This window comes from Thiomicrospira cyclica ALM1 (assembly GCF_000214825.1).
GTDB classification, from domain to species: domain Bacteria; phylum Pseudomonadota; class Gammaproteobacteria; order Thiomicrospirales; family Thiomicrospiraceae; genus Thiomicrospira; species Thiomicrospira cyclica.
On sequence record NC_015581.1, the window covers coordinates 684,457 to 706,161 of the forward strand.

Genomic DNA, 21,705 nt, shown 5'->3' on the forward strand with positions numbered 1-21,705 from the left:
CCCTAAAATGAGACAGCGATAAATAGAGTTTTCCAGTTTTGCTGGGTATGCGGTATTCGTCAAGATAGTTGTCGTGTTTTTCATCCAATTTTATTCTTTATCTTTTGATTTTTAGGTGGTGGTTTTCATTTGCCGCTCATTTGCTGGGCAGACGACAAGGCGAGTTTGTTTTGCAAAAAATCCAAAATTTGCAACACAAGTCAATTTCTGTTGCAAAGTTGCAAGACAAAACCACGCGGCAGATAATTGAGGCGTAATGGAGTATGACGGCGAGTCAGCTTGCGAAGCATCATGTGTTTTTTATGTCGGATAGTGATCGGTATATTGGTTCGTTGATGAGTGTGGTGCGTTGTTAAAGCGGTGGTGATTGGCAAGCTATGTTAAAAAAACGGCAAAAATTTAACATAGGTTGACTCTATGTTAAAAAACGAACGAAATCTTAACGCGTTTAAAATCAGCGGAGCTTAATCTTTACTCCCAAAGCTCATCAACCACCAGCGCAGTTGTGTGGTGTTTTTATAGCGTTTAATGGATTTATTCATGGTGAGCTGAACCATTATTTTAACGACAAAAAATGTCGTAAAGCTTGCCTCTGAAGCTACCCCTTTTTCCCGCCTGCGGTTATAACTTGGTTTTTATTTGGGCGAGGGTAAGCTATGTTGAAGTATTATTTAAAGTTTGACCATTTTGATGCGCAATTAATGCGTGAACAGGTTCAGGCCATGCGCGATATCTTAAACGCATTTAGTGCGGGTCGTTTGCCAGCTTCTGCCGATTCAGACGCAGATTTAAAGGGTTATATTGCCTCAGTACTTCAGGGGCAGGTGCCATCTGGTGCGGAACATCGTCTTTTACAGGGTGCTTGGGCGTTATTTCCGTGTGTTATTGCAGACAGTGATGCCACAACAGAGTTTGCGGTATTGCCCACTTTTATTGCCTTAGCTACCTTAACGCAGTATTTGTTTGCCCAAAAAGATAACTTGCATCGTCAATTAGACTGCGTACTCGCAATCAAGCGTGGTCTGGATTTTGTTGTTCGTACCCGTTTCAAAGGCAATGGTTATGAGGGTGAGACGCAAGGCTTAGACTACCTTAGCGTATTTATTCAGGGTCGCTTGCCCGAGCTGTTGCACTACAACCCCGTTTTTCATCCCAAAGCCAGTGCTGCGTTTGACCAAGCGATAGCGCGAATCAAAACACGTTTAGCCGAGGGCAAAACCAAAGGGGGCTGGAATAGTGATTACCGCAGTGAGTATGAGGCAGTCATTGCTCAATATCAGCAAGCGCAAAAGGCTTACAACTCAGATGCTGTGCCATCGCTGTCATTTGATGCGCCATAGATCCCCGCCAACTTCTGACTTAGCTCGGTAAAATTGTGTCGCAGGGCTTTGGGTGCCAGCACTTCAACTTCCGCCCCAAAGCTCATTAACCACCAGCGCAGCTGTTGAGTATTTTTAACCTCGGCGCGTAGGATGAGGCGTTCGGTGGGCTTGTCGAACTTGATGGTTTGGTTGTCACTGAGTGGGCTTTCGGTTAAATGAAACGCCATCGTTTCAGAAATCGCTAATTTAAGTTTAATGAACTGCTCGCTACCAACCAGATATTCAAACTTACCCTGTTGAATATAGCGTTGCAGATTGAAGTTATACACCGGCACGGCGGTTTCTTTACTCACCTCGGCTTGATGAAAACGGTGCAGCGCAAATTGGCGCACATCGCGATAATCTTTTACCGTCGCCAATAAATAAATCATCTTATCTAAAACTACCAGACCTAACGGATTGAGCGTGTAGCTTTTGGCATCGGCTTCATGGCGAGGTTGGTATTGACCGATCAGTTGTTTGTCGGTGAGCAGTGCGGTGTAAACCTGATTCAGTACATCGTCGGCAATCACCGGACTGAGTAACGGCTGACTGCGCGACAGTAGGGCGACCTTATCACTCCAATCGGCGAGGTGGTTTTCAGGCAGGTTGTTCAATACCTGATCAGCATGCTGAAAGTATTCGCGTAAATCGGCCAGGGTGCTTGGCGGCATAAAGCGTTCTAAAAAGCCTTTGACCATTTTAAAACTCAAGGCCACCGCGGGTTCCATCTCGGGGAGTTCGAGTTTTTCGGCATCCTTTTTCCAATACCAACCCGGGATATCTTTATTGCCATCGGATTCAATCGCAAACAGGGTTGAGAGGGTGTTGAGATCGCGCTGAATGGAGCGTTTATCAATGTCAAAACCTTGGCCAACTAAAGCCTCATGAATCCGCGTAACACTAATGCGTGCCGGCGCTTTGGGTAGCAGTCGAAGGGTTTGAATACGGCGAAGGCAAGCATCGTTCATAGGGGGGGGCTCTTTTTTGAATCCGATATTAAATGGCAATGAAGGATTGCGACAATTTCTGTCGATTAGATTAACCAATCCACTCGTCATTTGTCAAATAGGCTTGTAATCTATGCGCTTAATTAAATGCTTGGATAGCCAAAACTAACATGAACCTATTGGATTACATTCCCGACGAACCCGACCTGGTGGCACACCATGACCCAAAAGTGATTATTTTTACCGGTGCGGGTTTATCGGCAGAGTCGGGATTATCTACCTTTCGGAGTGACCATGCCACGGGTCAAGTGGGGCTGTGGAACAATCATCCGATAAGTGAGGTGTGCAATGAGGCAACCTGGCAAGCCAATTATGCAAAGGTGCACGCCTTTTATAACGATTTGCGTAGCCAGCTTGAGCGGGCTGAACCTAATCCCGCGCATCACGCCATCGCCCGTTTGCAACAGCAATTAGGGCAGGATGCGGTGGTGATTACCCAAAATGTCGACAATCTGCTGGAGCGAGCCGGGGTCAGTGATGTATTGCACCTACATGGTTTGTTAACCCAAATGCATTGTACGCAGTGCGAAAAGGTTTGGGATATTGGCTATCAACCCTTTAATCCTCAGCAGGCCTGCTGCTACTGTGGGCATAAAGACACCATCAAACCCAATATCGTATTTTTTGGCGGGCGAGCACCCAACTACTTGCATCTGCCATCGGCGCTGAGTGGTATTTATCATCCCGATTCGATCGTTATTGTCAGCGGCACTCAGGGCAATGTGGTACCGATTGATGAGCATCTGGCGCAGGCCTGCGGCACTAAGGTGTTAAACAATCTGGCACCTTCGGATAATATTAACGAAAAAAGCTACGACCAGGTTTATTTTGAGCCCGCAAGCCAGGCCTGGTTAAAGATAGAAGCTTACGTCCAACAAAATTGGTTGGGTGTTTAGATCTGACAAATCCTGTCGCTATGATGAAGGTTATTAATTTACCCATGATAAAAACAGCGGTATATTGCGCAAAAACCGTGTAGCGATACCCTAAAACGTAATTATTAAATGAAATTACTTGATCAATAATAGGTGCAAGTATTATCTTAAAAAGTTAATTATAGTTGGGTATAATGGCGCAATTTTATCTAGTGGTTTATAGTAAATGAATAAATTATCCAATACGACTAATTAAGGGTATTTGGCGGTATTTGACGGTGTCTGCTGTTAAGCCCTAGCGGGAATCAAAAAAAGAAAGGATTATAAATGAATGAAATAATTGAAAAAACGGGTTAAATGCTGTCGGATGAGAGTTGAGTCAAACAAAGCAGGTATTGGTTAAGTAATTAAGCATTTAAGTTTAACCAATGGCCTTTAAACTTAAAGTTAAACTGTATGGCTTAATTAATGATTTTCAATAGCAAAATTACATGTTTTAAAGTTTTTTATAAAATATAACAAAAGGTTTTTTATGTTAAAAGTTCTTTTTATCCTTTTAGCGTTTTACTCTTCTCAAGCAGTATCTTTTGGAGGGGCTTTAGTTAGGGATCTAGGTGAAAGCGCCACTAAGTCCGTTATTCCATTTATATCTAAAAACACTGAGGTTTTACTTAGTAAAAGTGAAATAAAGCGACTAGCTGCAGAGCTAAAAAACCCAGCTAGGCCACTATATCTAAATGGCGAAAGCTATGCTGAGGTAGCTGCAAAAAGAATAGGGGCTTTGCAATTAAGTAACTCTGAGCGAGAGCGTTTGTTTATTGAGATCATAGTTCTTCAAAAATCAAATCATCTGAGCAAGCGGGAGGCGCAAGAGTTATATGACAACTTGAAAGGTGTCGAGGGTTTTGCAACTGCTTTAAGAAAAGTTGCAGGTGCAAGTTTTAATCAGTCAAAAGGTCATTTAGCAGAGATTAGACTTGCAAATGAAGCCAAAAAAAATGGCTTTAATGTTCAAGCGATAGGAAAGTCTTTTAGAGGTGATCCTAATAAAAATGTTACAGATATTGATTTAATCCTAACAAAAAATAACAAAACTTATCTGTTGGAAGTGAAAGATTATGCTCGTGCAGCACCTCCTAATCTAGACACTATTGTACGCCCTGATATGGAGACATTAAAATTTTTCCAACAAAGTTTAAATACTTCAGATACAGTGAAAATATTTTATATGACACATAAACCATCAAGCCCAAGATATTTGAGAAGTATAGAAGAAGCAGCTAGATTTAATAATGTACATCTTGTTTTTGGCGACAAAGGTGTTGATAACGTAATGCACAATATTGTTCATCTAAAGTAGTAAGGTAACAATGAAAAATAAAATATATATATTCATGTTGCTATGTATAGTTGTCCCAAATACTGTTTATGCGGATATTCAATTTGTAGACTTGTATAAACCTGACTCATCATTTAATTTAGTTGCAGCTCTATTAGTGGGAGCTATATTTGCAGCAGCTGCAGCAGCACTTATTTTTTATACTGGAGGCACTGTTTCACCTATTGTAGCCGGCATAGGTGCGAAAATTGGTGCGATGATGGGTTTGAACGGGGCAGCCGCAGCTAATGCTGGTTTGGCCTTTCTTGGTGGTGGATCAATAGCATCTGGTGGTTTTGGTATTGTAGGCGGAGTTGCTGTTTTGTCCGCTGCTTTTGTTTTTAGTACTGAAGTTGTGTTTGATTATACTTATTCAAAAGTGTCTGACTCATATTCATACAGCTCTTTTCAGAAAGCAAGTCAAGATATGATTAACTTCCCAATCCCTGTTAATAGATCAGGCAGTAATTTGTATGAGCAAATAATTACTGATCTTGATTCAATTAAAGATGAAAGAGGTGTAGTTGATATTTCCTCAAGTCTTTTTAAATACAGCATTGAAAGGTTAGAAGTAAAGGAGAATCATGTTGGGCTTGATGATAAAGAAATGACCTTGCTTGCGAAGTTATATTTTATAAATAATGATTATATACGAGCGCTTGATTTTACAAGAAAGTATCGTTCAATAAACGAAAATAATGAGGTCGTGAATTCCATTTACTCCATTTCAAGCCTTTATGACGGAGGCCTTGAAATGGAAGAAACAGTAAGTTTCTTTGTAAATAACTTTAAAATTATAGAAGACGGTTTTAAGCCCTTAGTTTTGTCAATTTTTTTAGATAGAATATTTTATCGAATAATATCTGAGAGTTTATCTTACAAGTATTTTCTGGACATATATGCAATTGTTTACGATAAGGATGTTTCAAAAGACAAAGCACTTTATACTGAAGCGCTAAATTCACGATCACTAATGTACATTAAGTTACAGCAACAAAAAATATTATCAATTTATTTAACTAAAAATTTGGATGTTTGGTCAAATCAGGAGCTTCCTGATTATTTATCATATACTCTAGATGAATTTTTATTAACTTCAACATTTTTAAATGATTATGTTTTTGTGCTTAAAGAAGAAGTTTATGAATCAATCGAAAGCAAATTCGTTATTAGAAGAGCAAGTTCATGGCAAAAAGATTGGTTAGATTCATTAGAAATTTCCGATAAATTATCCAGTGAATATGTTCAGCAGTATGAAGTTTTACGAGAATATGTTTATGAAGTTTATTCTTACCAAGATGGTCACCTATAGTTAAGCTATTAAGTTGTTCTATTTCTATCATATAAATTATAGCTATATTAGGAAGAGTGTCCTTTTATTGCACTAGCTATCGCTTCCAACCTTGATTTTATTAGGGGTATGTTTGAGTTTTAGCGCACGCTGGTTGAACTTCTGTACAAGCTTAACGATATTCAGTTAATTGATGGTTTATGTTTAATTGATATCCGCTTGTTAGTGGCAAGTGCGATTACACTAGACACAGTAGACTTAGTGTTTAGTGCTGTATTATCACATGCATGTGATTTTATTTTAAACTAAAGGGTCACTCAGGTCCATTTTTATTGTTTTATTAAATATGAAATTTTTTTAAAAATTTTTATCTTTTGCTAAATAAAATAAGAGAGTTCTATTTATGAATAACCCTTTTGAAAGGCAAGTAAAAATAAAAGAAGTAGAAGTAGTTGATGTAGAGTTTTTCAATAAATTTAAAACTGCAGGTTTGTTTTTGCGTGCAAAAGCTTTTTTTGTCGATTTAATTATTGTCCTTTTGTTAATTTTTTTATTATTATTTATTTTAGAGAGGATAGCGTTTTTTTATGAGAAAGATATTTATCAGGGAATAAAATTATTTTTGTTTATTTTTTTGGTTCCTTACACATATTTTGCTCAACTAGAGAGTTCAAAAAAGCAAGCAACATTTGGGAAGCAAATCTTTAGATTGAAAGTTTCAGATATTGAAGGTCGTAGGATAAGTTATTTAAGAGCAGGTGGGAGATTTTTAGGTAAGATTTTATCAATCACTATTTTTTTTATTGGAGTTTTTTTAATTCTTTTTACAAGAAAAAAGCAGGGACTTCATGATATTTTTTCTAATACAATTGTTGTAAGTAAGCTACCAGAATTTAACAAATTGGATGTTGCTGTAGATGAGAATCAAATAAAGTATGCTGGTTTTTGGGTTCGTTTTCTAGCTAGGTTAATTGATAGCGTCATTGTCTTTCCTTTATTAATAATATCTTTAATTTTTTCTTCATTTTTCTCTCGTGATATTGATGATTTTTACGGTAAGATTTCCGATATTTTTATTATTTTTGCTGTTTTATTGTTATATACATCAATAATGAACTCATCTAATCATAAGGCAACTTTAGGCAAGAAAATTTTTGGTTTACAAGTTGTTGATAGTAATAACGAAAGAATTTCTTATTTTATTGCAATGCAAAGGTTTTTTTCTGAAATTATCTCTATAATATTTCTTGGGGCTGGTTATTTTATGATTGCTTTTTCTCAAAAAAAGCAAGGGCTTCATGACAAAATTTCGGAGACATTTGTTATATATTCCGTTCATAAGAAAAAAATAAATTTTTATAAATACTTTTTTTGGATTTTTATATATTTATTTTTCGTATTTGGAAGTTTTTACTTATTTTCAAAAATTTACAATTATGAACACGAAAAATCCCAAGCGACATACATTTACTCACCACATACAATAAATGAGCCTGTTGTTACATTACAAAACTATCTTGATATTTATGACAGTATGACCTATCAAGATGTTGTAAGCCTTATCGGAATTGAAGGAGATGAGATTTCACGCAGTAGCCTATCCAGCGAATTGCTTACTTCTGACCATGTTTTTTATTCTTGGGTGAATCCAGATGGATCAAATTTAATTGCTTTTTTTATTGATGGAAGGCTTGTTTCGAAGAATCAAGCTGGTCTTCGGTAGTTTTTTGGGAAAATGGTGGTAAATAACTGATTTTTTCTGTCATTTTTTCGATTTATCTTAAAAATATACCCTGACAAATCCTGTCGCTACCAGGCCTGTTCTCGCTAGGAGCAGGCCTGGCTTTGCTTTATATTACGTCTTCCATTGTTCAAAGGAGACGTTTCATGCCGCGCACCAGTCCTAATGCCTTACTATCCCTATTAGAAACAGCCTTACCAAGTCTGGTACCCGCACAAGTATCTGACCACTTGTTAGACAGTGAAGATCAAGCGGCTTTAATGGCGCTGTGGTGTGTTCGAGTTTTAACCGACGCGCGTTGTTATCGGGCGATGCTCAATGTTGAACGCTATCGTGAAATGCCATTGTCACGTATGTTGATCTTGATTGGATTTCAACGTCAGCAGATAGACCAGCTTACTGAGATTGATGATTTGCAATTGGTTGATGGCTTGCGTTTGGTTGAAAAACCCGCGCGTCAGTGGTTAGAAGGTTTAGAGTCCGCACAGCCGACTTGGATTGGGGTTCTGGGCGATAACCTGCGCGCGATGGCAAAGTTGTTGGATTTAAACGCCATTGAAGTCCAGTTGTTAGGGTTTTATACGCTGATTAACAGCGAAAAATCCTTGGAAAGTTTTTTTGAATTACTCGGTGATGTCAATGGTCGCCAGTATATTCAAATACTCGCGCGGATACTCAACTGTGATACCCAAGAGGCGCATCAAGCCATCTCAAAACAAGGGCGTTTGCACCGTTCGGGATTAATGCGGATGGATAAGCATAACGGCGGTGAAGTGTCTCGCAGATTGGAGCTGTTAGATGGCTTTGCCGAGCTGATGATTAGTGAACGTCAACAACCGATGGCTTTATTAAGTCGCTACTTTGGCAGTTGTGCCAACGCCGAGCTGAGCCTCTCCGATTACCCGCATCTCGCCGAGGTATCGGACACCTTAGTGGGCTATCTCACTAGCCAAAAAGGTCAACCGGGGGTGAATGTGTTGGTGTATGGCGAACCTGGCACAGGTAAGACGCAATGGGTTAAGGCGGTGGTTTCTGCACTTAATCGCACGCTTTATGAAGTGAACCATGAGGATATCGATGGCGATGAGCTTGTCGGGTCAAAACGGGTGTCCGTGTACAAACTCGCCCAGGCCGCACTCGCAACCCAACAGGATGCCTGCGTGTTGTTTGATGAAGTTGAAGATGTCTTTCCTAATGACGCCTTCGCCTGGTTACTGCCAGCTCGCGCCCAAAATATGAACAAGGCGGGGGTGAACAAACTGCTCGAAACCAATCCGGTGCCCACCTTTTGGATCACCAATTCGATTAAGCAGATTGATAAAGCCTACTTGCGCCGTTTTGATATGGTGGTGGAGATTAATAGCCCGCCCGCCTTGGTGCGCAAAACTATTTTGCAAAACCTGCTCAAAGGCTTGCCGGTGCGCGAGGCGTGGATCAACAAACTGGCTAAACAACAAAGCCTGGTGCCAGCAGTAATCGAACGGGCGGTGAAGGTCGCCAAATGTGTGCATCCGGCCGATGCCGAACCTTTGTTGCTAGAGCGCAAGATTGAAAAGCTGATCAATGCCACCTTGCAAGCACAAGGCAAGTCCGAATTGCTGATCAACTCATCGTGCAATAGCTTAAGTTATTCGTTGGACTATCTAAACACCGATCTCGATTTAAACCGCTTAGTCGCTGGGATTCAAACTCGACAACAAGGGCGCTTGTGTTTATATGGTCTGCCGGGTACGGGCAAAACCGCGTTTGGGCATTACATTGCGGAACAGCTGGATAAACCGCTGATTATCAAACGAGCCTCGGACTTGTTATCACCCTATGTAGGAGAGGCCGAGCAAAACATCGCTGCGGCGTTTAAGGAAGCGAAAAAAGAGGGTGCGGTGTTGCAAATAGATGAGGCGGATAGTTTTTTGCAGTCGCGTGAAAAAGCCCATCGCAGTTGGGAGGTGACCCAAGTGAATGAAATGCTGACTCAAATGGAAGCGTTTGAGGGTGTGTTTATCGCCTCGACCAACTTAATAAAAGATTTAGATGCCGCAGCGATGCGCCGCTTTGATGTCAAATTGGAGTTTAAACCCTTGAAGGCTGACCAGGCCTGGTGTTTGTTTGAGCAGTTATTGGCTGAGCATCCGTTAGATAGTCATGCCCGTTGTGCCTTAAAAGCTCAGCTTGCTCAGTTGCAAATCTTAACCCCGGGTGACTTCGCGGCGGTGAAACGCAAGTTGAGTTTGGGTTATCAAGACCTAGAACCAGGTCTGGTGTTTGAAGCATTAGAAGAGGAGTGCCGCTTTAAACCCGGTTATCAAAAATCGGTGGGCATTGGGTTTTTAACCGAACTTAAACAACGCCATTCGGCTTAGAAAGAAGGGATGCTTGGTTTTATGGCTTGATTTTCAAAAATTAAGAACTATACTTCTATATAGTTATATAAAACACGGAACTACGCATGAAAGAGCTATTGGTTGAGCAGAATCCGCATTGGTCAAATCCACCTAAAACCTATGCTTATCGTGAAGCCTTTAGCAAGCTGGTGAGTTATTTGCCTTTGAAGCAGGTTATTACCATTACCGGTATTCGACGTTGTGGCAAAAGCACTTTGGCGAAAATGGCGATTAAGCATTTGATTGACGAGGGCATGAACCCGACCAATATTCTGTTCGTTAATCTTGAACAGCCTCTGTTTTTAGAGTATCGCCATGACCCAAGTTATCTACAAAAAGTACTGGATACCTATCTGACCCTATGTAATCCGATCGGTCGAATAGTGGTGATTTTTGATGAAATCCAGTTTTTTGACAACTGGCAGGTGTTTATCAAGTCCAAATATGAAACGGCGGATATTAAGTTCATTATCACCGGTTCTAACTCCTCGATGCTGTCGTCTGAAATCAACACGCTGTTGACGGGACGAACACTGACCATTCACCTTAATACCTTCTCGTTCAGCGAGTTTTTGCATTACAAAGGCATTGCCCATGCCAATGAAATTGAGCGTTTAAATAATCGCATTCAGATTGCGATTGCAAAACAAGACTATTTGCAATGGGGTGGCTTTTTTGAAGTGATGGAAATAGCCGACCCGATTATTAAAAAAGACCTACTCAACAGTTATGCCAAAAACATCATTTACCGTGACATAGTGCCGCGCTTTAAAATCCGCCAAGCCGAAGTGGTGGAGCGGTTGTTTTATTATCTGCTGAGCCAAACCACCCATGTGTTGAACTACACAACGCTGGCGCAGACGTTTGAGATGAGTGATAAAAGCATCAAAGAATACATTGGCTATTTTGAAGATGTGTTTTTGTTTCAGCGCATCGACAACTTTCACAACAAGCCCAAAGAGCGTATTAAATCGATGAAAAAACTCTATACGCTTGATAACGGTTTTTTGCAGGTTGCGCCTAAACAGAGTCCGGGATTTGGTCAAGCACTGGAGAATTTGGTTTTTTGTTACCTCTGTCAGCGCGATCCAAATTTGTGTTACCGCAAAGACCAGGTTGAAGTCGATTTTTACAGCCAACAAACGCTGTACCAAGTGGCTTATGAAATCGATAACGATAAAACTCGGCAACGTGAGTTAAATGCGTTTAAACACTTTAGGCAAACGAATGAACAGTGCAAGTTGATTACCTTTGATAGCGAACCGCTTGCAGGATTGGAGGATGTGGAAATGCTCACCATTGATCAACTGCTATTGGATTGCAACTAATCCGACATTCTCTGTCGCAACATAACGGGTTAAGCCTATTCCAAAAACGCGGGTCCGTGTATAACTATCAAACATGATCGTAATCCGACTCACGGATAAAGGACCTAGCCTGTATGCCATTGATTGAATCCACAGCTGTTTCACAAACAAGTCCGGCGAATTGGCGCCATGATTATCAGGGTGTCGCTGAGCTTAATGCCGCATTAAAAGCGGCACTCGCTCAAACGGATTTAGCCCATTTGGCGAAAAAGCTCGGTTACCAACAACCAGCCATCCTATCCACGCATCTCAATAGCTATATCCTCGATCAACCCTATTTGGGTTTGGTAAAAGGTCATTACGATTTGACCATGGGCAGTCGTGGTTTGCTGTTAGCACTGGTAAAACCACTAGGCATGTCGTCCCAGTTGGTGAATGACGTGTTGGATTGGATCGATCGAGGTATAAAAGCCTATAAGCAATCCACGCCCTATGTAATGGTGACAACCGATTATGTGGTGACACCTCAACATCGACCGCCCTTGTTTGCTTTGGCCATGCTCAATGCACAACGCAAATTTGAAGTGGCTTTTGAGGATTTTCACCCCGATAGTCAAGTGATGATACCCAATCTGCAACAACGCATTGCAGCGCACTATAAAGAGCACGCCGGGGTGCTGGCGTTTTGGGGCAAGATTATGAGCTATCACTATCATCATGTGGACGGCAGCGTTAGGGTTTTTGACTGTGCTAGCGTGGTTCAAGAGCATCAGAAGGAGCCAGAATGATTTTACACATTCCGCACAGCAGTACAGCGATGCCCGTGCATTACCCTGATTTACCCGTGTTGCATTTAGAGCGGCATACCGACTGGTTTACCGATGAGTTATTTGAGCACGCGGGTGCGCAACGATTTGTGTTTCCGTATTCCCGGTTTTATGCCGATATGGAGCGCCTCGCCGATGACCCCCTAGAAGCCAAAGGTATGGGGATTTTTTATACCCAAACTCCCTGGGGGCAAGTGTATCGAGCGCGCAACGAGGAGGCTGTTGCTCACGTTTATGACCTCTATCAGCAATGGCATCGACGCTTGCAGCAGGCCTGCTGGTCACAGCTGTATAAGCAAGGGCAGTGTGTGCTGATCGATTGCCATAGTTTTAGCCATCACCAAGTAAGCGAGCCGGAAGAGGTGCTACCGGATATTAACATCGGTACTAATGAAACGACCACATCACCGGCTTTGATCACTTTAACAGAACAGATTTTGCGTGAGGCAGGATACAGCGTTGCGATTAATTTCCCCTATGCCTATGCGGTCGAGCCGATACAAGACCCAGGGTTTGAAACGATTATGGTGGAAATCAACAAGCGAACGTATTTGACGGAAGATAACCACCCCAGCTCCGGTTATGACCGACTCAAACAAACGCTGGATCGACTATTGGCTGCGATTGCGGCATACGAGCAGGGTGATGGTCACGGTCTATAGGATACGAGGAGGTTATTGTGGATGATTTGGATTTTAGTAATGATAAAACCATGATGGCCTGTCCACTTCCCCTAAAATGAGACAGCGATAAGCGGTCAAAAATCACGATTTACTGAAACCCAATTCATCGTCATCTTTAAAGAATCGGATGCGCGATTAAATACAAGTGGAAATCAAAATATTCAGGTCTGGAAACATCCGACATTAAGCGAATTAAAGAGTTTGAAGATAAAAGTTTAAGAATAAAAAAGGCCTCATAAGAGGCCAAAACAACACACAGGAGCACACTATGCAATAGTGTTAGGTTTCGTAGCTTACGAAAATAATAGGTTGTACCCAGGCGAACAAATCGTCGTCTTCCAGCTCTTTGCACAGCTGTTTTATAGCAGGTTCATTTAAATCGATTGTAGATTCTAAAATATCGCCAAAATCTTCAGTTAATACATCATCAAGTGTTTCATCAATGTATTTGTCGGCAACAAAATTTAGCTCAATGAGGATAGCAGAAATTGAGCCGTCAATATCATGTTCAATGAACGGTTTGACCTGCAGATCGCGATAATTTATGAAATTGTGGTTTAGGTTTAGACCAAAAATTGACTCTTCAAGAGTCTGAATTATGCCGCTGGAAAGCGATTGAATGTATTGCGCGAAAGCGTTAAAGGATGCGAGTGTAGTTTTAGTAGACATGTTACTTAGCCTTTTTGGTGTGTTTGCGATTTGTTAAGTAATTATTTTAGAGTTATATTTTATATTTACTAGCAAACTAGCCATACGTCGCGACACGGTGTGTCGTATTCATAATATCGTTTTTGTCACCTTGGATAAGTTTTTTAGAAGTAGAACGATCATTTCGTGACTAAAGCTACCTTTCCAGCAACGAAGTTTTTTGGTATTAGTGACCGTTTTTTCAAAGTGCGCAACGGTTTCTGGCGTCATTGAAATTCTGACTGTTATGGTCTTATTTTTTATCTATAAGACAGCCAAAATAACCGTCATCAATATAAGCCTGTAAATTAAAGTTAGGAATAAGCTGGGCAAATTTTCGACTATTAAATAAGGCAATGTGATTACTTGATAGTGTTAAGTCTAATGCGCTAGTGTTAGACTAAATTAAACAATAAATCTCTTGCCTTGGATTAATACAATGGAATATGCAGAGCTAAAACGAAAACATAAAGCACAGCAAGAAAGGCTACCGGAGACTACCAATATTCGGCTTCATCGTGCTTTGAAGTGGTTGGCTCGATCGGAGCAAGAAACTGATGACGATGATGCTCAGTTCATTTTTCTTTGGATCGCTTTTAATGCAGCCTATGCCGAAGAGCTAGGGCATCAGCGTAGTGAGCGCGAGAGTTTAAACAAGTTTTTTAACAAACTTGTGACGCTTGATAGCTCGCATCGTATTTATCAACTTTTCTTCAAATCCTTCTCAAACCAGGTGCGAACCTTAATCGAAAATAAGTTTATTTTTGAGCCCTTTTGGAAAGCGCTACGCGAGCATGATAGTTCGGAGGAATGGAAAAAAAGATTTGAGTCCAGTAAAAGAGATGCATTGATTAAGCTCATGCAAAATGATACTCCAGCGGTGTTATCAATTGTCTTTGATCGCCTGTATGTATTGCGCAATCAATTGATACACGGGGGCGCCACTTGGAATTCTGAGGTTAATCGACAGCAAGTAAAAGACGGACGTCAGCTCATGCAGCTTTTTGTCCCCTTAATGATTGATATTATGCTCGATGCGGGTAATGTTGATTTTGGTGCGTTGACTTATCCCGTTGTTAGATAATCTCTCCAGTTGTACGGGGGTGCCCGTGCATTACCCTGATTGACCACGATTGCCGCTTATGAGCAGAGCAATAATCAATCCGTATGGGTGATTTACAAAGTTAGTACAAAAAAGGATGCTCTGATGCTCTCAAAATCTCAATATATTCGCGGTTTACAATGCCATAAGTCCCTTTGGTTATTAAAACATCGTCCTGAATTGCGAGCAAAACCCGATGCAGAAGAACAAGCCTTATTTGATACAGGTAATACAGTCGGCGATTTAGCTTGCCAGCTTTTTCCCGGTGGGGTTGAGATTAAGTTCGACCCGCAGAGCTTTGATGACATGATTGAACAAACTCGCCAACTAATAGCGGATGGTGTTGAGGTGATCTATGAAGCGGCCTTCAAGCAAAATGGCATTTTTGCGATGGCTGATATTCTGGTTAAAAACGGCGATGTTTGGGATGTGTATGAAGTTAAATCCTCGACTAGTGTTAAAGGTTATCACTATAACGATGCCGCTGTGCAATGGGTTGCGCTGTCAGAGGTTTTAACGCTTGGGCGTATTCATATCGTTCACCTTAACAATCAATACATTCGACAAGGCGAGTTGGATATTCAGCAACTTTTTACGATAGATGACATTACCGCGAACGTGCTGACATTAGTGGATGGCGTGCCCGAATATCTAGCGGAAATGGAGGCCATGTTAAAAGCCGATGAACCGCAAATTTTAATTGGCACTCATTGCGATGATCCACATAGTTGCGACTTTAAAAGCCATTGCTGGCAAGACGTGCCAGACGTTTCCGTGTTTAACCTTTATCGCATGAACGCGGCGAAAAAGTTTGATTTATACCATCGAGGTATTGTGCAGTATACCGACATCCCATCCACCGAACCACTTAGTTCGGTGCAACGCATTCAAGTTGAAACTGCTAGTAGCGGTCAGCCATTAATTCAGCCGCAGATCGTCAAGGACTTTGTGGACGATTTAACTTATCCGCTACACTTTTTTGACTTTGAAACCTTTATGGAGGCTATTCCCCGTTTTGACGGTCAAAAGCCCTTTATGCAAATGCCATTTCAATATTCACTGCATATCCTGCACGAAAATGGTGAGCTAATCCATAAAGAATATCTTGGTGATGAATTTAGTGACCCACGACCAGACCTGGTGGTACAAATGATTCAAGACTTAGGTGAGCAGGGCAGTATTATCGCGTTTAACCAAAGCTTTGAAATCAGTCGAATTAAAGAGCTAGCGCGCGATTTTAAAGACTATAAACCAGGCCTGCTAGAGCTGATTCCGCGTTTTAAAGACCTGATTGTACCGTTTAGAAACCTTGGTTATTACCACCCGGATTTTAACGGCAGTTTCTCGATTAAATCGCTATTGCCAGCGATGTTCCCCAACGATCCAGAACTCGACTACAAACAACTCGACATCCAAAACGGCGGTATGGCGATGGATGCTTTTGCTAATCTGAGTCGTTTAAAGGACCCGGATCACCGTGACACTATCCGCCAAGCCCTATTGGACTATTGCCGATTGGATACCTTGGCGATGGTGAGGATTTATCAAAGTTTACATAAGATTTAGGAAAATAGAAAATGACTAATATAAAAGAATTGTACGAACAGTTTAAAAATATTCAAGACAGTTGTGAACAATTTAATGAATTTAAAGCAATAGCAGAATTTAAAAAAGAAAATTTAGAAAATTTGACTTTGGAAAAGTATACAAACATTTTGTCTGAAAGTGATGATACTAAATATTTAACTTGGTGGATTGAGAGGGGAACAGATAAGTGTGGAAAATTCCGAACAGCAAGTTCATATGCTTATGGGGTTTATAAAGTTAATCACGAAAATACTCCGAAAGTGTTTAAGAGTAATCCCAAAGAGTGGCAAAATAAAGCAGAATCGGGGTATCGTAGCGTAACTATAAAAAATGAACCTAAAGACAAGTTTCTCAAACAAAAAGAAGCGGAGGAGTATTTTAATGATCAAATTAAACCTAAATTGGTATCCCTTTCAAAGAGTGAAGATTTAGAAAGTTTCGATAAGGGCGATCTTCAGATAAGTTTCTGCCGAAAGGTAGCTTATCTTTATAATCCCGATCAGTTACTTCCAATATATAGTAAAGATGTAATCCTTTCGATTGCACAGTTTTTAGATGAGCAATCTAGTGACTCTAGTACAACACTTAAACAGGATGTTGAAGAACGGTTGGATAAGATAAAAATCACAGTTCCCATTTTAAATAAATTAAAAGAAATTTTAGAAATCGAAAAACTTGACTTTACACATACACAGAAGTTAGGTGCATTTTTATGGCACTACTTTGGAAACCAAGTTCCTTTCGCTAAAAACACTATTTTTTATGGTGCGCCAGGCACAGGTAAAACCTTTTCTGTGGTTGAAAGTGTTAAGCAGAAAATAGCCGTTGAAGGTGGTTGTTATGAAATGGTTCAATTTCATCCAAGTTTTAGCTATGAGGACTTCATTGACGGGCTAAAGCCTAAGTTAGCGGGCAACAATGTTGAGTTAAAGTTGAGAAACGGGGTATTTAAAGCGTTTTGTATTAAAGCCACCAAAGCACTTATTGAATTTAGAAAGGCATCAAAAAATCAAAAAACTGAGCCGCCAAAATATTACTTCATCGTTGATGAAGTCAATCGAGCCGATTTATCCGCTGTATTTGGTGAGGTTTTGTCTTGTTTAGAAGACGATAAGCGTATCGATTTTGATGAACAAGGTCATTTGATTAAAGGCTTAACCCTTTCTACCCAAAACAGCTATCTTATTGAAAGCCCCGATGATGCGGTTTACACCGATAAATCAGGGAGTCATCTGTTTGGTATCCCATCGAACATTGTTTTTATTGGCACGATGAATGATATTGACCGGAGTGTGGATACCTTCGATTTTGCCTTACGTCGGCGATTCACTTGGATTTATAAAGGTTTCGATGAGGATGTACTTGCTGAGTGCGAAGAACTAAAAAACATCGATACCGAGAGATATATAGACTCCTGTAAAAAGTTAAACAAATTTATTGCTGACGACTTGGAGTTGGGGCGTTCTTATGAGATAGGTCATGCCTATTTTATGAAGGTTGAGGTTAAGGGGAAGGGGGAGCAAGTAACGAAGGCTGCAAAAGAAAAATTATTCGATCGTCATTTGTCACCATTAATTGAAGAATATTTGCGCTCAGAATTTTCCGCCAAAGATATTGCCCAAAAGTTAAAAGAGGCAAGAAGTAAATTTGTAGGCGAGGGTTAATAATGGCAACGCTATCAGTTGTCGATAATTTTCTTTCCGGTATGTCCAATCCCGATGGATTTAAATCATCGGCACAAAAAAAATTGGACTTTTTTTTGGACGTTGGCACATTTCGCCAACTGCCAAATTGTCGTCTATTATCATTCAGGCAGAATGAAGATAAATATGACGATGACGATTTGATTTTATCAATTCGCCAAAAAGCGATACCGTCTCAAGAGCAAGAGCCTAACTGGCATATTCAATCAGGAAATTATGTCGGTTATATACAAACCAAGGGTCATTCAATCGAGATTAAATCTCGGTTTTCAGAACCATTTTTACAGCGTATGTTACAGGCTGTGAATAATGTTTACTTGGCGGATATTGATGGCGCTCAAACCACACCAATCGACTATGCGCGATTTTTACTCTATACCCTGTTTATCCAAAAGCTGGAAAAAGCTTTTTTACTTGGGCTGCCGAAGGTTTATCAGATTAAACACCATCATGAAGCCGGCTTAAAAGGTAGGGTTTATATAGCGGGCATGATTAAGCGTGATATGCCCTACAAGGGTAAGCTATCTTCTCAGCAGCGAGTGCGGGCGGTGGATGAAGCCATCATTTCTGTCTTGAATATTGCTGTAAAGCGGGTGTTTAATGAATACAAGCAAGCGGCACAAAATATTCGCCATGTATCAACAGCATTGCGCCAGCTTAATCCGAAAAAATTGCAAAAAGAAACCATGGCCAATGCATTGAGCTCAAAGGCGTTGAGTAATCCAATCTTTGCCCCTTACAAGCAAGTATTAAGCTTGGCTAAGCTGATAATAGAACAGCAATCAGTTAAGCCAGCAAGAAGCGAAAAATCAAAAAGTTATGGATTTTTAGTGAATGTAGCTGAACTCTTTGAGCTGTATGTTAAATCACTATTGCAAAAAAACTTCCCCGATTGGTCGGTCGATTCACCCAAAATTAAGCTGTATAAAAACCAGTTTTATTCACGCCATATTATTCCCGACATTGTGATGCGAAAGGGCAATAAGGTGGCGGTTTTTGATACTAAATACAAACGTATGAACTATAAAGGTACGAATCAAAACGGCATGGGTGATGTTGATCGGTCGGACTTTTTTCAAATCCATACTTATATGAGCTACTACCAATCACAACCTGGCATTGAGTTTATCGGCGGCGGCTTGCTTTACCCTTTGTCAAAACCGTATGATTCCAACAAGTGTTTTTCATCCCAACTGCTTAATGAGCACCAGGCCTGGTTTTGTGTTGATGGTATTGAAATACCGCAAACATTAAATAGTTCGGATGTGGTAGAAACAGGTAAATCAGAAAATCAAATTGCTGATTTAATATGCGCTGAGCGGGCTTTTATAGCACGCTTGAAGCAACGCCTAGAGGATGCTTGGAATGACTAAACCCTTTGTAATCGTGTATGACTTTGATGGCACTTTAGCGCCCGGCAATATGCAGGAGTATGACTTTATTCCAGCATTGGGTGTGGATGTGCCAAGTTTTTGGCAGCAAGCGGGTGAGCTGGCGAAACAACAGGAAGCAGACCAAATATTGGCCTATATGCAGTTGATGGTGCATGAGGCGCAATATAAGCGTGTTCAAATTCGTAAAGCCGATTTTGAAAAATTTGGTGCCAAGATTCGGTTTTTTGAAGGGGTAGAGGACTGGTTTGAGCGCATCAATGCCTATGGCAAAGCGCGGGGCATTGAAGTGCAGCATTTTATCGTGTCATCGGGTTTGCGCGAAATGATTGCCGGTACGCCGATAGCCAAGTACTTCACCAAAATCTATGCCTCCGGTTTTATGTACGACCACCATGATGTCGCAATTTGGCCTGCGCTTGCCGTTAATTACACCACGAAAACACAATACTTATTTCGCATTAGTAAAGGTAGTTTGGAAGTCTATGACAACTCCAAAATAAACAAGTACGTACCACCCGAAGAACGCCCTGTGCCTTTTACCAATATGGTGTTTATCGGAGATGGCGAAACCGATATTCCGTCCATGCGATTGCTTAAGGATTACGGCGGGCACTCAATTGCGGTTTACAACCCCCAAACACATCAAGCCTGCCATGTAAACCACTTGTTAGATGAGGGTCGGGTCAACTTGGTTGCGCCTGCCAATTATCGCCAAGATAGCAATATTGACCAATGCATCAAAATCCTTATAAATCGGATGAGTAACAAAGGATAAAGGATGGACTATATAGACATTCTGATCAGTAATTGCCAAATCGCAAAGTCATTAAAACCTAAGAGTATCTTAACGTTTCGTTTAGATGATATTCACAATCAAAATCTCCATGACATAAAACACGCGATTTACATCATTGAGAAGTTGGATGCTGATGCAGAGCGTACTTTTAACGCTTTAAAAGAGTATAGCTGCAGCCCGCCTTTGGCAAGCGTGGCGGAAATAATAAATAACGGTGATCAATCAAACTCCGCCCTTTTCAATGGGGGCATGCGCTTGAGAATTTAATATCTTCTCGCATGTGCAAGAACTTAAAGATCAAATGCTACTGCGGATAGATGTGATTGCCAGCGCGCAGGGTAGTCATATCAAAGTCTTGGGGATTTAGGGATTACCAGCGAATCTCCGTATTAGTTTCTTTGGCCAGCTGGGTCAAATAGTCACGGTGTGCGGCCAGCTCTTCGTCAGACGGGGTGATAATGCGTAGTTGGGTTTGGGCCTCGGCAGGGTTTGTGAGCCGCGTCTGTGCGGCTGCGCTAGCGGCGTCTTGTTGATTTTTAAGGCTAAGGCTAACTTGGCCGCCGGTCATCAATAAATAGACATCAGCTAAGATTTCGGCATCTAACAACGCGCCATGCAGGGTGCGGTTACTGTTATCAACCATTAAGCGTTTGCACAAGGCATCTAATGATGCGCGTTGACCGGGATACATTCGCCGCGCCATTTTAAGGGTATCGGTGATTTTACAGTAGTCTTCAATAATGCCCCGAGTATTCGGTTTTAACAGGTTGAGTTCGTGGTTAATGAAGCCAACATCGAAGGGCGCGTTGTGAATGATTAGTTCGGCGCCTGTTACAAATGCCATAAATTCGTCAACAATTGCGCTAAATACCGGTTTGTCTTTTAAAAATTCATTGGTGATGCCATGCACGTTAATGGCTTCTTTTTCGACCTCTCGTTCTGGATGAATATACTGATGATAGTAGCTACCGGTAACGCGGCGATCAATCACTTCCACCGCACCAATTTCAATAATGCGGTGGCCTTTTTTAGGGTCGATACCGGTGGTTTCTGTGTCGAGGATAATCTGGCGCATAGGGGTTTCCAAATCGAGTAAAATAACGCTAATTTTAGCACGCTTACTTTAATTATTTTGGATACAAAGGAATCAATATGCGAATCAAAAATGGCGCGAAAGTCACATTTCATTATGAATTACGGGACGAAAAAGGGGAGTTATTAGACTCAACCTTTGAAGTGGAACCAGTGGTTTACATCCATGGCGAAGAAGAAATTATTGAAGGTTTAGAGGACTTTATGGATGGCGAGGAGCCGGGTTTTGTCGGCAAAACGACCATTGAACCAGAGCTGGCTTATGGCACTGGCCGGGATGATTTAATTGTTATTGCTGGGCCTGAAAATTTTGATGATACAGTAGAGTTGGTTGAAGGGAGCGTGGTGCAGACCGAAGATCCTGACGGTGAAATTGTTAACTTCCGTATTACCAAAATTTCTGGCGATAAGGTGTTTTTAGATGGGAATCACCCTTTGGCTGGCAAGCGCCTAAATTACAAGGTTGAAGTCGTTTCAGTAGAATAGGAGT

General features: G+C 41.0%; 19 protein-coding genes. 16 read left to right on the plus strand and 3 right to left on the minus strand.

The window, feature by feature from the left end; genetic code table 11:
- The first annotated feature begins 656 nt into the window (after window positions 1-656).
- Window positions 657-1,340, plus strand: a complete 684-nt coding sequence (locus tag THICY_RS02770) for a hypothetical protein (protein WP_013835097.1) — start codon at window positions 657-659, stop codon at window positions 1,338-1,340.
- Here the strand turns inward: THICY_RS02770 and THICY_RS02775 are convergent.
- The gene (locus tag THICY_RS02775; RefSeq protein ID WP_013835098.1) at window positions 1,295-2,332 is read right to left on the minus strand and encodes a helix-turn-helix transcriptional regulator; all 1,038 of its coding nucleotides are present in this window, start codon (window positions 2,330-2,332) and stop codon (window positions 1,295-1,297) included. The genes THICY_RS02770 and THICY_RS02775 overlap by 46 nt on opposite strands.
- A 149-nt stretch (window positions 2,333-2,481) precedes the next feature.
- On the opposite strand from THICY_RS02775, the gene THICY_RS02780 reads away from it, so the two are divergent.
- From THICY_RS02780 to THICY_RS02815, 8 genes are all read left to right on the plus strand, one after another.
- On the plus strand, window positions 2,482-3,267 hold the full coding sequence (locus tag THICY_RS02780; protein WP_013835099.1) for an SIR2 family NAD-dependent protein deacylase: 786 nt from the start codon (window positions 2,482-2,484) through the stop codon (window positions 3,265-3,267).
- Between the two features lie 511 nt (window positions 3,268-3,778).
- A complete protein-coding gene (locus THICY_RS02785) occupies window positions 3,779-4,606 on the plus strand; it encodes a nuclease-related domain-containing protein (RefSeq protein ID WP_013835100.1) in 828 nt (275 codons plus the stop codon).
- Between the two features lie 10 nt (window positions 4,607-4,616).
- Window positions 4,617-5,936 carry a hypothetical protein gene (locus tag THICY_RS02790; RefSeq protein WP_013835101.1) on the plus strand — a complete coding sequence of 440 codons (1,320 nt, stop codon included), beginning with the start codon at window positions 4,617-4,619 and terminating at the stop codon, window positions 5,934-5,936.
- A gap of 382 nt (window positions 5,937-6,318) precedes the next feature.
- On the plus strand, window positions 6,319-7,638 hold the full coding sequence (locus THICY_RS08580; protein WP_013835102.1) for an RDD family protein: 1,320 nt from the start codon (window positions 6,319-6,321) through the stop codon (window positions 7,636-7,638).
- 164 nt (window positions 7,639-7,802) lie between these two features.
- Window positions 7,803-10,016 carry an AAA family ATPase gene (locus THICY_RS02800; protein WP_013835103.1) on the plus strand — a complete coding sequence of 738 codons (2,214 nt, stop codon included), beginning with the start codon at window positions 7,803-7,805 and terminating at the stop codon, window positions 10,014-10,016.
- An 86-nt stretch (window positions 10,017-10,102) separates the two neighbouring features.
- Window positions 10,103-11,365: an ATP-binding protein gene (locus tag THICY_RS02805; RefSeq protein ID WP_013835104.1), complete on the plus strand. Its 1,263-nt coding sequence runs from the start codon at window positions 10,103-10,105 to the stop codon at window positions 11,363-11,365.
- A gap of 113 nt (window positions 11,366-11,478) precedes the next feature.
- Complete coding sequence (locus THICY_RS02810) at window positions 11,479-12,132, plus strand: hypothetical protein (protein ID WP_013835105.1); 654 nt, start codon at window positions 11,479-11,481, stop codon at window positions 12,130-12,132.
- On the plus strand, window positions 12,129-12,833 hold the full coding sequence (locus THICY_RS02815; RefSeq protein ID WP_013835106.1) for an N-formylglutamate amidohydrolase: 705 nt from the start codon (window positions 12,129-12,131) through the stop codon (window positions 12,831-12,833). Before THICY_RS02810 ends, THICY_RS02815 begins: the two co-directional genes overlap by 4 nt.
- 300 nt (window positions 12,834-13,133) lie before the next feature.
- Here the strand turns inward: THICY_RS02815 and THICY_RS02820 are convergent, their stop codons facing one another.
- Window positions 13,134-13,523, minus strand: a complete 390-nt coding sequence (locus THICY_RS02820; RefSeq protein ID WP_013835107.1) for a hypothetical protein — start codon at window positions 13,521-13,523, stop codon at window positions 13,134-13,136.
- Window positions 13,524-13,980: 457 nt separating this feature from the next.
- Between THICY_RS02820 and THICY_RS02825 the strand changes: the two genes are divergently transcribed.
- The 6 genes from THICY_RS02825 (at window position 13,981) to THICY_RS02850 (ending at window position 20,390) form a co-directional block, all read left to right on the plus strand.
- Window positions 13,981-14,625 (plus strand): HEPN domain-containing protein, encoded by a 645-nt coding sequence (locus THICY_RS02825; protein WP_013835108.1) that lies wholly within the window; start codon window positions 13,981-13,983, stop codon window positions 14,623-14,625.
- 123 nt (window positions 14,626-14,748) lie between these two features.
- Window positions 14,749-16,209, plus strand: coding sequence for a DUF2779 domain-containing protein (locus tag THICY_RS02830; protein WP_013835109.1), 1,461 nt, complete (start codon window positions 14,749-14,751; stop codon window positions 16,207-16,209).
- A gap of 11 nt (window positions 16,210-16,220) precedes the next feature.
- The gene (locus THICY_RS08585; protein WP_013835110.1) at window positions 16,221-17,894 is read left to right on the plus strand and encodes an McrB family protein; all 1,674 of its coding nucleotides are present in this window, start codon (window positions 16,221-16,223) and stop codon (window positions 17,892-17,894) included.
- 2 nt (window positions 17,895-17,896) lie between these two features.
- A complete protein-coding gene (locus THICY_RS02840) occupies window positions 17,897-19,306 on the plus strand; it encodes a 5-methylcytosine restriction system specificity protein McrC (RefSeq protein WP_013835111.1) in 1,410 nt (469 codons plus the stop codon).
- Entirely contained in the window at window positions 19,299-20,102 is an 804-nt protein-coding gene (locus tag THICY_RS02845) for an HAD family hydrolase (protein ID WP_013835112.1), read from the plus strand. The genes THICY_RS02840 and THICY_RS02845 overlap by 8 nt, the downstream gene beginning before the upstream one ends.
- A gap of 3 nt (window positions 20,103-20,105) precedes the next feature.
- The gene (locus THICY_RS02850) at window positions 20,106-20,390 is read left to right on the plus strand and encodes a hypothetical protein (RefSeq protein ID WP_013835113.1); all 285 of its coding nucleotides are present in this window, start codon (window positions 20,106-20,108) and stop codon (window positions 20,388-20,390) included.
- Between the two features lie 103 nt (window positions 20,391-20,493).
- On the opposite strand, the gene dnaQ is transcribed toward THICY_RS02850, so the two are convergent.
- A complete protein-coding gene (dnaQ, locus tag THICY_RS02855; RefSeq protein ID WP_013835114.1) occupies window positions 20,494-21,198 on the minus strand; it encodes a DNA polymerase III subunit epsilon in 705 nt (234 codons plus the stop codon).
- 77 nt (window positions 21,199-21,275) lie between these two features.
- On the opposite strand from dnaQ, the gene THICY_RS02860 reads away from it, so the two are divergent.
- Complete coding sequence (locus THICY_RS02860) at window positions 21,276-21,701, plus strand: FKBP-type peptidyl-prolyl cis-trans isomerase (protein ID WP_013835115.1); 426 nt, start codon at window positions 21,276-21,278, stop codon at window positions 21,699-21,701.
- Window positions 21,702-21,705: the final 4 nt, after the last annotated feature.